The 13,073-nt window shown below is 51.5% G+C and carries 14 protein-coding genes; 6 read left to right on the top strand and 8 right to left on the bottom strand.

Annotated elements, in window-relative coordinates; translation table 11 throughout:
* Window positions 1-62 precede the first annotated feature (62 nt).
* Genes fliJ through C9I99_RS19095 form a run of 8 tightly spaced genes read right to left on the bottom strand, consistent with a single transcriptional unit; the run spans window position 63 to window position 8,161 of the window.
* Window positions 63-491 (bottom strand): flagellar export protein FliJ, encoded by a 429-nt coding sequence (gene fliJ, locus C9I99_RS19130; RefSeq protein ID WP_107350434.1) that lies wholly within the window; start codon window positions 489-491, stop codon window positions 63-65.
* The gene (gene fliI / locus C9I99_RS19125; protein ID WP_107350433.1) at window positions 484-1,824 is read right to left on the bottom strand and encodes a flagellar protein export ATPase FliI; all 1,341 of its coding nucleotides are present in this window, start codon (window positions 1,822-1,824) and stop codon (window positions 484-486) included. The genes fliJ and fliI overlap by 8 nt, the downstream gene beginning before the upstream one ends.
* Complete coding sequence (gene fliH / locus C9I99_RS19120) at window positions 1,821-2,795, bottom strand: flagellar assembly protein FliH (RefSeq protein ID WP_107350432.1); 975 nt, start codon at window positions 2,793-2,795, stop codon at window positions 1,821-1,823. Before fliH ends, fliI begins: the two co-directional genes overlap by 4 nt.
* A 2-nt stretch (window positions 2,796-2,797) precedes the next feature.
* Window positions 2,798-3,829: a FliG C-terminal domain-containing protein gene (locus C9I99_RS19115; protein WP_107350431.1), complete on the bottom strand. Its 1,032-nt coding sequence runs from the start codon at window positions 3,827-3,829 to the stop codon at window positions 2,798-2,800.
* Window positions 3,816-5,570, bottom strand: a complete 1,755-nt coding sequence (fliF, locus tag C9I99_RS19110; RefSeq protein WP_107350430.1) for a flagellar basal-body MS-ring/collar protein FliF — start codon at window positions 5,568-5,570, stop codon at window positions 3,816-3,818. The genes C9I99_RS19115 and fliF overlap by 14 nt, the downstream gene beginning before the upstream one ends.
* Window positions 5,571-5,580: 10 nt before the next feature.
* Entirely contained in the window at window positions 5,581-5,913 is a 333-nt protein-coding gene (gene fliE / locus C9I99_RS27580; RefSeq protein WP_107350429.1) for a flagellar hook-basal body complex protein FliE, read from the bottom strand.
* A gap of 17 nt (window positions 5,914-5,930) precedes the next feature.
* A complete protein-coding gene (locus tag C9I99_RS19100) occupies window positions 5,931-7,298 on the bottom strand; it encodes a sigma-54-dependent transcriptional regulator (protein WP_107350428.1) in 1,368 nt (455 codons plus the stop codon).
* Complete coding sequence (locus C9I99_RS19095; protein ID WP_107350427.1) at window positions 7,295-8,161, bottom strand: OmpA family protein; 867 nt, start codon at window positions 8,159-8,161, stop codon at window positions 7,295-7,297. The genes C9I99_RS19100 and C9I99_RS19095 overlap by 4 nt, the downstream gene beginning before the upstream one ends.
* Window positions 8,162-8,919: 758 nt before the next feature.
* Here C9I99_RS19095 and C9I99_RS19090 point away from each other — a divergent pair.
* The 6 genes from C9I99_RS19090 to flhB are packed head-to-tail and all read left to right on the top strand — an operon-like array spanning window position 8,920 to window position 13,042.
* Complete coding sequence (locus tag C9I99_RS19090) at window positions 8,920-9,708, top strand: FliM/FliN family flagellar motor switch protein (RefSeq protein ID WP_166645483.1); 789 nt, start codon at window positions 8,920-8,922, stop codon at window positions 9,706-9,708.
* Between the two features lie 2 nt (window positions 9,709-9,710).
* Window positions 9,711-10,094 (top strand): flagellar motor switch protein FliN, encoded by a 384-nt coding sequence (fliN, locus tag C9I99_RS19085; protein ID WP_107350425.1) that lies wholly within the window; start codon window positions 9,711-9,713, stop codon window positions 10,092-10,094.
* 46 nt (window positions 10,095-10,140) lie between these two features.
* Window positions 10,141-10,851 carry a flagellar type III secretion system pore protein FliP gene (gene fliP, locus C9I99_RS19080; RefSeq protein ID WP_243734674.1) on the top strand — a complete coding sequence of 237 codons (711 nt, stop codon included), beginning with the start codon at window positions 10,141-10,143 and terminating at the stop codon, window positions 10,849-10,851.
* Entirely contained in the window at window positions 10,851-11,120 is a 270-nt protein-coding gene (gene fliQ / locus C9I99_RS19075; protein WP_107350423.1) for a flagellar biosynthesis protein FliQ, read from the top strand. Before fliP ends, fliQ begins: the two co-directional genes overlap by 1 nt.
* Window positions 11,107-11,898 (top strand): flagellar biosynthetic protein FliR, encoded by a 792-nt coding sequence (gene fliR / locus C9I99_RS19070; protein WP_107350422.1) that lies wholly within the window; start codon window positions 11,107-11,109, stop codon window positions 11,896-11,898. Before fliQ ends, fliR begins: the two co-directional genes overlap by 14 nt.
* A gap of 1 nt (window position 11,899) precedes the next feature.
* Window positions 11,900-13,042, top strand: coding sequence for a flagellar biosynthesis protein FlhB (gene flhB / locus C9I99_RS19065; protein ID WP_107350421.1), 1,143 nt, complete (start codon window positions 11,900-11,902; stop codon window positions 13,040-13,042).
* The last annotated feature ends 31 nt before the right edge of the window (window positions 13,043-13,073 follow it).

The following is a 13,073-nucleotide window of genomic DNA, read 5'->3' as shown; positions in this document are numbered from 1 at the left end:
CTTAAGCCCAATAGAAAACGCCGCAGTGAGTACTGCGGCGTTTTGTACGCTTTGCCAATCAATTAGAATGTGGGCCGGATAAACCGTTGCATGGCCATTTCATCCATCAGCTTTTGCTCGCTCTTGGCAGCAAGCCTGTCATGATGCTGGCGACGTTTCTCTATCACACTCTCCAAACTTTTAACCTTCACATGCTGCTGGACAACATGCTGCTTAAGGCTAACCTGCTCAGCTTGGGACAATGCGAGCGTTTGAGTTTGGATTTCAGTTAAGTGCTTGAGGTGATCACGGATGGCAAAGCGGTTAGTCCATGCCAATGCCGTTTCACCAGCAACCACTTGGCAAGAATCGTAAAGTGCATCCAGCTGCTCGAGTTTTTGGAGGTGATTGGCGCAATCTTGCTGCTTCTGTTGGTACTGCTGTCCCAACTTTTCCAGCTCTCCCTGCCTGATTTGACGAAACCGATCCAGTGCTTTTGATTGCTTAGCCAAGGTTTAGCTCCTGTATCAATTGGCTCATTTGTCTATCAACTGTCTCCCAGTCTGCTTGCTCATCCATTTCTTGTTGCAGGAAAGCCACCAGCTTAGGATGCGCTAAAACCGCCTGATCCATTTCCGGATCATTACCCGGTTGATAACCGCCTAATGGGATCAGCTCGCGCACTTCCTGATAACGGCTGTAGAGCTGCTTGAAGCGCATAGCATGACGTAGCTGCTCTTTACTGACCACCTGCGGCATGGTTCGTGAAATGGACTGGGAAATATCAATAGCTGGGTAATGGCCGGCCTCTGCCAAGTGGCGATTCAACACCACATGACCATCAAGAATGGCTCGGGCACTGTCAGCGATAGGGTCTTGCTGATCGTCCCCTTCCGTTAGCACCGTATAAATCGCACTCATGCTCCCCTGCTCCGAGGCACTGTTACCTGCCCGCTCAACCAGTTGCGGCAGCATACTAAACACCGAAGGCGGATAACCTTTGGTTGCAGGAGGCTCCCCCAGCGCCAGGGCAATTTCCCGCTGCGCCATGGCAAAGCGGGTTAGGGAATCCATCAACAACAGTACATCCTTGCCCTGATCACGGTAATATTCCGCGACCCGATGACAAAGCTGGGAAGCACGCAGGCGCATCAGGGGCGATTCGTCAGCAGGAGCGGCTATTACAACAGCCCGTGCCAAGCCCTCTGGCCCCAGGGAGTGTTCGATAAACTCCTTCACTTCGCGACCACGCTCACCAATAAGGCCCACAACCACGACATCGGCACTGGTTTGACGAGTGATCATACCAAGCAGAACGCTTTTACCCACCCCGCTACCGGCAAAAAGGCCTATCCGCTGGCCTTTTCCCAGGGTCAATAGACTGTTGATTGCCCGGATCCCGACATCCAGCGCCCCGTCAATCGGGCGACGCGACATCGGGTTGATGTTTTCACTTTCGAGGCTGATATCATCCTGACCGAGTACCGGCCCCAAGCGATCCAACGGATCACCAAGGCCATTGAGCACCCGGCCAAGCCATTGCGGGCCGATACGAATGAGGCTCTCGCCTTCTAGCGGCCACACCTTGGCCCCCGAAAACAACCCCGAGGCGTTACTGACCGGCATCAAATAAGCAACCTCACGGTTGAAGCCCACGGTCTGTGCTTCAATTTTGGTGCCGTTACCCGTTTCCACTAAACAGCGCTGCCCTGTAAGCAACCGGCAACCTACCGCTTCTAACATCAATCCGGTGACTTTCACCAAGCGCCCGGTAACTTTCGCCACCGGGACAGCGTCGAGGGAGGCCAGTGCTTGTTCTAGCCGGTAGTCGATTATGTTACTCATGATGCCTGCTTGATCGCCCCATCATGTTCTTGTTCTTGTTCTTGTTCTTGCGCATTCGCTTCAAGTACCACTTGCTCATCAAGCAGATGGCCTTTTACCGCAGACATACAAGTCTCAAGGCGCTGTTCACAGCCTGCATCGGCTTCGGCATTTTTGGTTACGACCCGGCACTCGCCTTGGCGTAGGGAGTCATCACAGACAATATTCCATGCATCAATTTTATCGCTGGCCACTTTCTCTAGGTGGGTAAATTCCTCACTGGCCATTTTGACTTTAAGACCCACAGGCTCTCCGGGCAGGCTATCCAGTGTTTCTTCAACCAACGCCAGGATTTGCTGGGGCTGAAGGGCCAGCTCACAACGGATCACCTGCTGGGACACTTTCTGTACCAGCTCGCACACCTGCTCGCGCTGGCGGCGTTCATGCTCAGCAAACAGTTCGGCGGTCTGTTGGTGTATTTGGGCAAACGGCTGAGTCGCTTTGACAAACTGGGCCTTGCCCTCTTTAATACCCTGTGCGATCCCTTGCTCTCGGCCCTGCACCACACCTTGTTCGAAGCCTTGCTGCTGGCCCTGTTCAACCCCCTGCAGCAACCCTTCCTCGTGGCCACGGGTGATGCCCTGCTGGAAACCTTGGTTAAACTGGGCCTGAAAGTCTTCTTGCTGACCTGATTGACCCGGGGCGTCGGGCAATGGCTCCCCATCGAGACCCGCCATCAGGCGGGCATCCTCATTCAACTCATCCAGTCCGAAATCGTCCATCGCTAAGCTATCAAAGCCGAGTTCATCAGTACCAAAGTCATCGCCAAACAGGCTGTCACTATCAAGACCGGCCTCGTCATTAAATGCCCGACCAGACGGGAGCACTGGTGCCGGTTCCTGAGCCAGGCTCGTAGGATCCACCAACGGCGGGAAACGATGACTGCGAAACTGGCTTGGTTGTAAGCGCATAATTTTATTTCGTCTAAACATCTCTACTCCACCGTGGTCTCTTGATATAGCTGCAGGCTAATCACTTTGGATTCATTCAATTCACGCACATAATCCATGATTTCCGAGCGGGCTTCTTGGACCTGACGCAGTGACACTTTACCCAGCTGGGCGATCTCCCCTTCCATCGACTGCTGCATACGACGCGGCAAAATAGCAAGCAATGACTTGCGCAGACCTGGTTCGGCCCCTTTCAGTGCCATGGCGAGCAGATCGGTTGGGATCTCTTCAAGAATACGCAGGCGAACAGCTTCCGGTTGACGGGTAAGAATAGAAAACTCGTACATCTTGTTCTTGAGCCGCTCAGCCAATTCCGTATCGTGTTCTTCAAGCGCAGTCATCAGGCTCAATTGATCACCACTGAAACGATTAATGATATCGGCAACCTGCTTCTCACCTTCGATTACGGCGCCCGAATTTTCGGCTAAGAAGTCGATACAGCGGTCAACCAAATCTTGCAACTCCAGCGCGACGTCACGGCTCACTTCCGTCAACACCGCAATTCGACGCAAAACATCCTTCTGCTCATCCTGCGACAGCTCAGCCAAAACCTGAGAGGCAATGTCCGGTGGCAGAAAAGCGATGAAAACCGCCTGCATCTGGACATGTTCATTCAACAAAAATTTGGCAAGCTGTTTAGGCTCAATCCACTGCAAGCGCTGCATCGAGGTGCGGATTTCATCGCCATAGATTGTATCCAGTAGATTACGGGCCAACCGCCCCCCCAGAGCTTTGTCCAAGGTGCGTTGCAAAAATGGGCGCGAGGCACCGCTGATCCCTGATTGAGCACGGAACTCTTCAAAGAATCCCTGCAAGACAAAGCGGGCTTCAATACTGCGGATCGCCGGTTGCTGGGCCATCGCGTGACTGACTTTAAGCAGTTCATCTCGCGACATATGTCGCATCACCTGAGAGGCAGATTCCTCGCCCATGCTGAGCAACAAAATCGCAGTTTGCTCCATCGGTTCCAGCAACACATCACCGTCTGCCAAATGACTAAAATTACTTAGACTCATTGCTATTCACCCACTTCTTGATAACTTCTGCGACACGTTCTGGTTCCACTTCGGTGAGCTTTTGCAAGTGCTTCACCTGCACCTCCAACTCCGAACCCGGTGGTGGCAGTGTCGACAAATCAAAGTCGACCTCCCCAGCAGACTGAGGGGTATTATCCTCAGCGACCATTCCACCTTGAGCAATAGAGTCGAGCAGGGCATCAGCCAGATCCTGCTCGCTTCCACCTGTCGCATTAATGCTTGCTGGCTTAAATTCACTGACCGAGTCGGCGGCAGGCATCTCATTGCTAACCATCATTGCCGCACCGGCAGGTGCGGTCGCCAATGCTGTTGTCACCGGAGCTGGACGCTGCAGCGCCTTCACCAATGGGCGCAGCACAAGGATAATGAACGACAGCCCCAACAGGGTGTAAACGCCATACTTCGCCAGCAACAACAGTTGCTGATCATGCCACCACGGAGTATCTACCGGCGCAGCGTCTACCGCCCGGGCAAAATTAAAGGCATGCAGGCTGAACTGATCACCACGCTCTGCAACATATCCAACAGAATCTTTAACCATTTGAGCTACTTGCTCCAATTGTGCTTGTTGCCAGCCTTGCTCATGAACATCATCGTTGAGCAGCACTGAGACAGATAACATTTCGATCCCACCTTGGGCATGGCGGGTATGGCGAACTTTGCGACCCACATCATAATGACGGTTCAGCTCAGCGCGCTCATTGCGTGTTTCATTGTTGGTGGTGCTTTCTTCACCTGTTGGCTGATTGCTCAGCGCGCCCGGGATCCCCATTGCCAACTGGCCCTGGGTATTATCCTGCTTGGTGAACTCGGTACGCAGCACCGGATCGCTGTCGATAGACTCATGGGTCTCTTCGATTTGATCAAAATTCAATGTCGCGGCAACCTGGACTCGGAAGTTGCCCACCCCCAGCAATGGTGCCAGCATATCGCCAGCACGGCGAACGATGTCACGCTCCACCCGCTGCTGCAGCTCATGGAAACGTACATTAACCTGCGACTGCTGGCCCATGGCCAAATCAGCGCTCAGCAAATTGCCGTACTGATCAACCACAGAGATGGCATCAACGGCCATTCCGGTGATGCTGCCACTGACCAAATTGACAATCGCTTCCACCTGAGGCTGATCGAGCTGCATGCCCGGCTCCAGCTCCAGCATTACTGCCGCCGATGGCTTCTCTTCGTTGATACCAACAAAGAGAGTACGGTTTGGGATAGCCAGGTGTACCCGAGCATGGTTAACCGCACGGATCGCCAAGATAGTGCGCGCCAGCTCCCCTTCCAGCCCCTGACGGTAGCGGGCGTTTTCAATAAACTGACTGGTACCAAGGCCTGTACTACGGTCAAGAATTTCCAACCCTTCCGGCAACTTGGCCTTCACGCCCCGGGCTGCAAGGACAATCCTGGCATCCGCCAAACGGTTTGCCGGTACCAAAATTTGGCCAGACTGGCTATCAAGCTGGAACTGGATTTTTTCCTGCTCTAATACCGATAGGATCTCACTGTTGTCGTAGCGCTCCTGGGTACCATAAAGAGGCTTGTACGGGCTCGTCTGAGTCCACATCAGCACCACGATAAATAGCGACACCAACAAAGCCAGCACCGTAATCAGTGCTACGTTCTTGTACTTTCCGTCTAGTCGCTTCTGGATTGTGTTTTTGTATGACAGCCATGTGTTTGATGCTGCCTGTTCTGGGTTTTCAGCTACTGTTGTACTCATTTTCTTCTCACTACAGAGGCATCTTCAGTACATCGTCATAGGCAGCCAGGAGCTTATTCCTTACCTGTGTCAATGCTGAAAAAGAAATACTGGCTTTCTGACTGGCGACCATTGCGCCGACCAAGTCATCGGAGCGACCGGCATCCACATCAGCCGTCAGCTGATGGGCGTGGTGCTGCTGGTTATCAACCCGGCGCACCGCTTGTTGCATCGCAACCTGAAAGTTACCGGTTGGCGGATGCGAGAGATTCACTGCAACTTGGGTGCCGGTCTGAGCCTGTTCGCGCATCACGGTCATTCGCTGCAACATATCGCTCTGCATCATTGAGGTTTGATTCGACATAGCGTCCGTCCTTTTCCTTATGCCGCAGTGCCCGATTGATGAATATAGGAATCGATGTTGATCCCCTGCTCACGCATGGCGGCAATCTTGTAGCGCAATGCGCGGGTCGACATCCCCAGCGCTTCCGCAGTGTGGTTACGTTTGCCATTGAAGCGAGCTAACGTGTCGAGAATAAATTGGTGCTCGGCATTCTTGCGGCTTTGTTTGAGGGCCTGTTTGGCATCTTCAACCACGTCGGTAATCGCCCCTTCCACCATGGTGCTCAGCATATCGTTAAGCATCAGATCCTGAGCAGTGATCCAGTGACCATGGCGCATCACCAAAGCCCGCTGGATAGTGTTCTCCAGCTCACGGATATTCCCAGGCCAGCTGTAGTGCAGCAGTACCTGTTGCGCTTCTTCCGATAAACTGCAAGAGTCTGTGCAACCGGCATTGAGCTTGCGGATAAAGTGATCGGCCAGTGGCAAAATATCGTCTTTGCGCTCGCGCAGCGGTGGCCATTGCAATGGCAACACATCCAAGCGGTAATAAAGATCTTGGCGGAAACGCCGTTCAGCTATCGCCAGCTGTAAGTCAACATTGGTCGCGGCAATAATACGAATATCCAGCGCAATCGAACGGTGGCTACCGAGGCGTTCAACCTGACGCTCCTGCAGCACGCGCAGCAATTTCGCCTGCAGAGCCGGCGGCATCTCGCCAATTTCATCGAGCAACAGGGTGCCGCCGTTAGCTTCTTCGAACTTACCCGCTTGACTTTGGGTTGCGCCGGTAAACGCCCCTTTGGTATGGCCAAACAGTACAGCTTCCAGCATGCTCTCAGGGATCGCCGCACAGTTGATAGCGACAAACGGTCCTTCACTGCGTGGCGAGTTATCGTGAACATAGCGAGCCAGTACTTCCTTGCCGGTACCTGACTCTCCAGTGATCAGCACGGTTGCATCAGTCTGAGCGGCGCGGTGGGCCATTTGCAGTACTTGCAGACTGCGGCGACTCGTCGCAACGACCTCTCGCTTCGGCGATTGCACGGTTTGGTTACGCTTCATCAACGCGGTGATTTGTTCTGGCTGATAAGGCTGCAGCAAATAATCATCTGCGCCGGCCTGCATGGCATCGCTGGCCAGTTTGCTTTGCTGATAATCAACAATCGCGACCACCGTCCCCTTTATGGCCACTTGCTTGGCCCGGCGGATAGTCGACAGCATATCCATATCGGTCAGGTTGTCAGCCACGAACAGTAAGCTATCTGGTTGCAGGCGCAATTTCGCCAAAGCATCTGCCGCCGTGGAGGCATTGCGGACGGTGTAACCTTCAGCCGTCAGAATTTTAATCGCGGCCGCCGCCTGTATCAGACAACGGTGAGCAAAAATCACATCACTGGATTTCATACCCCCTCCTTGACCAAGCGCAGCTGTACCCGGCGGTTTTGCTGGTTAGCATCGGTGTTCGAGCCTTGCTGTAGCGGATAACGCTGACCATGGGCGCGAAGTTGAATGAGATCACGACGGATACCCAACGCGACCAGCTCGTCAGCAACCGCTTGAGCACGTTGGCGCGACAGCCATAGATTATCCAGTGATGTCCCCGTGCGATCGGTATGGCCGTCAATCAGTAGTGCACTGATCCCTTGGTCGTAGCGGATATAACGGGCTATATCACTGAGCATCTGTCTTTGCTCGGCACTCACCCGGCTTTCGCTGCGGGCAAAGAGGAAGGTATTGTCTTTTGCTTGCTCATACCCGACAGGGAGCAGCTGTGTCAGGCATGATTTGAACGCCTGATAAGACGGGGCAAAGCTGACCGCCGGAATATCCCAGCTTTTAGTTTCTTGGTGTTGGTTATAACTGACCGAGATCCGTCCCCATGCTCCTTTTTCCATTTTATTAAGTAAATAATGGAGCGATTCCGTTCCTTCAAACGTTAAGCCTTGTTGGCCATTTTTTTGGCCTTGTAGCAGCTCGAGCAAAGACTCATTTTGCTCCCACGGCGAATAATTGACGCTTAACGACACCTTATCGACAAAATAAGGTCGCTGGCTACTGGTAAAGGAAACCAAATATGGCTCGGCTGAGTTTGCTATAAACGCAACACTGCCATCGAACTTAAGATCCTTTGTTAATTTGCAAGAAAAGCGATCTCCTGAGAATTGCCAATCCACTTTATCTAACGGTGCCAAGATTGATTTTGCCTGCGCACTTGTTGATAAAAAAACTAACAAAGAAAGCACTGCGGTTGATTTGATTGCTTTCATATTAAACAAATTGCCTAACTGGTAATATTTATTTCACTCCCGCATAACAATGCGAGAATAATAATGCTTGCAAGCGTATCCTTTTTTATATTCAGCACGATTATATGCAACTAGACACAACTATTATTATATTTGTCAACAAAGCAAGACATTGCGGATGGATATTAGGCAGCATTTAATTGATTTACTAGACAGTTATTTATGCCATTTATTTCGCTTGGCTTAAGATCACACTTTAATATTTAGTTACAAATGCGCAAAACCAACAAAAACAACACAAACCAAGCAACACTAAACAATAAAATTAACACAAACAGCACAAACACGGCGAAAAACCATGCACCACCGCACACTTTCAAGACAGGCAAAATATCGCACCTATGGATATATAAAATGATTCTGTGATCTTGATTCACCAAATAATTGAGAATTCATTTAAAAAAATTAATTTGCAGAGTTTTGACATTTATTTATGAGCATTTGAACTATTGGGTTAATACTGTTAGAAATAATCGCCACAAAGATACAAGCAAATATTTGAGCTTATTAAGCAGTTAAGTTTAACTTTTATATCTTCGGGATTATTAATGAAACCGAGCATTAACAAAAATAAAATCAAACCGAGGAATATACATAGTTCTAAAAATGTATTTCCTATCGACATTCGTTCATTAGGAAGGCCATTAAATGCTGCTCAGCAGTCTTTATCTCCCTATATTTCTCAATCAGTGAAGGCTCTGGAGAAAACGCTAAATAGCATGACTCGACGGACTGATTGCCATGTAAAGCTTCTCAGCTATGGCTTGGAAGTCAGCTATCAGGAAATGAAAGATAGAGAGCCAATTTGCTTTACCCACAATAAATATGATGGTCGGTGCCTAGTGAGTTTTTCACAGCCTCTGACCCATCTTATTGCCGAAGCTTTTTATGGTGGAACACCCACCTTTTCTCGCCACAGCGCCGTCGAGTCACCCCAAACGACAGATAATGTTTCAGATACAGAAAGTTCGGATTCGGATGTGGAGGCCAGTACGACCTCGGTGTCAGACCAGCCGATCCTGCTGATGAACGCCAGTGAAAAGCGCGTCCAAGCTAGGCTTGCCGCCACCATGCTGAACCAAATCAGCCACCAATGGCAAGTGTCAACCGAGCACCCGACATTCAGCAATGGTGTGCTCCATGCCAAGTTCGCAATCCAAATTGAAGATAGCTATGGCGAAATCCATCTTCACCTCGACGACGATCTCCTCCTTCAACTGACGTCGCAGGATATTGTCACCCAAGTTGACCCGGCGACAGTGGACAACTTGAGAGATATGCACCTCAAGCAGGTGCCTCTTCGTCTCAATGCCGTGCTGAGTCGCCAGACTCTGCCCCTAGATCAAGTCATCAACTTACGAGTTGGCGACATCATCTCCACCGAAATCCAAGAAATTGTCGATGTTCATGCCGGAACATTGCCGCTGTATCAAGCCCATGTTGTAGAGCGAAACGGCCATCTAGTCCTGCAAGTTATCGATAACATTACTCCTCAGGAGCGACACTGATTATGAACGAGCAAAACATCCAACACCTTCTTGATGGTGATCTGAATATTGACGCCGATGTCGCAGACATCTTCGATACCCCTGCTGCATCGGACACCGTAAACAACAAGGCAAACACAACACAAGCATCGCGGGACCTTGGCTTCTTTCGCCAAATTCCAGTGACTGTTACCTTGGAAGTGGCTAGCACTGATATTGCGTTGGGTGAACTGCTTACCGTCGGCCCTAATTCAGTGATTGAGCTGGACAAGCTCAATGGCGAGCCGCTGGATGTCAAAGTCAACGGACGCCTGCTAGGTCATGCCGAAGTCGTTGTGGTCAACGATAAGTATGGCCTGCGCCTCACCGATATTGCCGAAGATGCCTTGCATGACGTTACCGCATAAAACGATGATGCCAGGCTGGCTTAAATACCTTCCCCTGTTGGCACTGATGCTTGGCTTTTCCAGCCAAGCATTCGCCGATCAGGGAATCGCATTTATGTCGGTATTTGACGGCGAAAGTAATCAGGAATATTCGGTTAAAGTTCAGATTTTGCTGCTGATGACAGCGCTGAGCTTTTTGCCATCCATGCTGCTGATGATGACCAGCTTCACCCGCATCATTGTGGTGCTAGCTATTCTCCGTCAGGCATTGGGCTTACAGCAAAGTCCACCGAACCGGATCCTGATAGGTATCGGCCTTACCTTGACCATGCTGCTGATGAAACCGGTGTGGGATCCTATCTATACCGATGCCTACGAGCCCTACGACCGAGGGGAAATCACGCTCCAGCAGGCCGTCGCAACCGCCGAAAAACCCGTACGTGCATTTATGCTGGCACAAACCTACGAGAACTCCCTCGAGCAAATGCTGCGTATTGCCGGTGACCCACTCGACCTCGAGCCGGAAGAGATCAGTTTTGCCGTATTAATGCCGGCTTTTGTCCTCAGCGAGCTCCGGACCGCATTCCAAATCGGCTTCATGCTGTTCATTCCGTTTCTGATCATCGATATCGTGGTCGCCAGTGTGTTGATGGCGATGGGGATGATGATGTTGTCACCACTGATCATCTCGCTGCCGTTTAAGTTGATGGTGTTTGTGATGGTGGATGGCTGGACCATGACGGTCGGTAGCCTAACCGCCAGTTTTGGAGGCTTGTGATGGGGGTTGATGCAACCGCGAACCTGTATGCCGATGCCATCTATATGATTATCTCCATGGTTGTCATCCTGATTGGCCCGAGTCTGCTGGTTGGCCTGGTGGTGGCTGTATTCCAGGCGACCACCCAAATCAATGAGCAGACGATGAGTTTTCTGCCCCGGCTGCTTACCACGCTGTTAATGCTGATTTTTACCGGGCCTTGGTTGCTACGCAATATCAGCGATTTTTTCACCACCCTGTTCCATACGATTGCCAATGTCGTTAGCTGATAGCCTGGTCAATCTCACTTTTGCCGAGATTACGGCAATGGCCGGCCAATTATGGTGGCCTTTTTTCCGTATCTCGGCAGCCTTTATGACCATGCCTTTTTTGGGCAACGCCCACATCAACAATCGGACCCGATTGCTGCTGGCGTTATCGATCACTTTGGTCTCGGCCCCACTACTTCCGCCAATGCCGGCGGTTGACCCCGTCTCAGTCAACGCGGTGGTACTGGCCGGGGAGCAAATCATCATTGGTGCCCTGCTCGGTATGTGCTTGCAGTTCCTGTTTGCAGCGATGGCGATGGTTGGTCAGATCATGTCAATGCAGATGGGTCTGGGGATGGCGATGATGAACGACCCTGCCAATGGGGTCACTGTCGCGCTGCTGGGTAACTACTTTTTGATGTTCACTACCTTGTTGTTCCTGGCCTTGGATGGCCATCTGGTGGCGGTCGATATTGTGGTCCAGAGCTTCGGCCGCTACCCGGTCGGGGGCGGTTTCGATGCTGTCTCTTTTGCCCGCTTGATAGACCTGTTTAGTTGGATGATGACCGCCGCGGTGACCATCGCCCTGCCAACCATTGCCGCCATGCTCACCGTCAACCTGACGTTCGGGGTAATGAACCGTGCTGCTCCCTCCTTGAACGTCTTTGCCTTAGGCTTTCCGATGTCAATGATGCTGGGACTGTGTGCCGTTTTGCTATCAACCTCAGGCCTGCCGGGGATCTATGCTGAGCTTTGCCACCAGATTTTGGCCGAGATGCACCTAATGGGAGGATACTAGCATGTCTCAGCAACAAAGCAGCCAGGACAAAAGCGAAAAACCCAGTCCGCAGAAACTGCGCAAGGCCAAACGCGAAGGACAGGTTGCCCGCTCGAAAGAATTCGTCGTCGGCGTGCTGTTTATTACCATCGCTATGTTCCTGTGGGCCTATGGCCACTTCCTCGGCGAACAAGCTGAAAAGCTATTTACCATTAACTACCAACTCAGTGCCGCCGAACTCAAAGAGCCCGATATTATGGCCCGCAAGCTCGCTGAAAGCGTGCGCCTACTGGCCGGTATTTTTGTCCCGATGGCCATGGTATTGATCATCATGACCATCCTGGCTTCAATGGTGCCGGGCGGTTGGGTCATGTCGCTCAAACCTATCCAGCCAAAACTAAACAAAATCAGTCCGCTGGCGGGTCTAAAACGGCTTTTTTCCATCAAGTCGCTGGTTGAACTGATCAAATCAATCCTCAAGATTACCCTGCTTTCAGCCGTGTTGTATGTCCTGCTTGATAGCAACCTCAGCACGTTGATTGCCGCCCAGCGAGCACCTTTCGAGCAAGGTATGGGGATCACCCTTAGCCATATCATCAAAGCGCTGATCTATTTTGGTCTCGTGGTGCTGCTGATCGGTTTGATTGATATGCCCTACCAGCTCTGGAGCCACACCAAAGAGCTGAAAATGACCAAGCAGGAAGTGAAGGACGAGCACAAGAACAGCGAAGGACGTCCAGAGGTCAAACAGCGGATCCGGCAAATCCAGCAACAGATGTCTCGCCGCCGAATTGATAATTCGGTGCCGACCGCCGATGTCATTCTGACCAACCCCACCCACTACGCCGTTGCGCTCAAGTATGATCTCAGCCGTTCCGGCGCTCCCTTCGTGGTAGCCAAAGGGGAGGACGACATGGCCTTTCGCATCAAGGCTATTGCCAAGCAGCACAACATCGAGGTGATGAACCTGCCCCCGCTCACCCGGGCTATTTATTTCAACACCCGGATCGATCAGGAAATACCCGGACCGCTGTTTGTCGCCGTGGCCCATGTACTGACTTATGTGATGCAGCTAAAAGCCTACAAAGAAGGGAAAGATGACAAACCTCAGCCGCTGCCGAGCTTTGCGATCCCTAAGCAGCTATTAACAAAAAGTAATCAATAACCAAGCGGTCGCGGCACCACTGAATTTTCTC

The organism is Photobacterium lutimaris, from assembly GCF_003025555.1.
GTDB lineage: Bacteria > Pseudomonadota > Gammaproteobacteria > Enterobacterales > Vibrionaceae > Photobacterium > Photobacterium lutimaris.
Note: the sequence above shows the minus strand (reverse complement) of the source record. Positions and strands in the feature narration are given on the sequence as shown.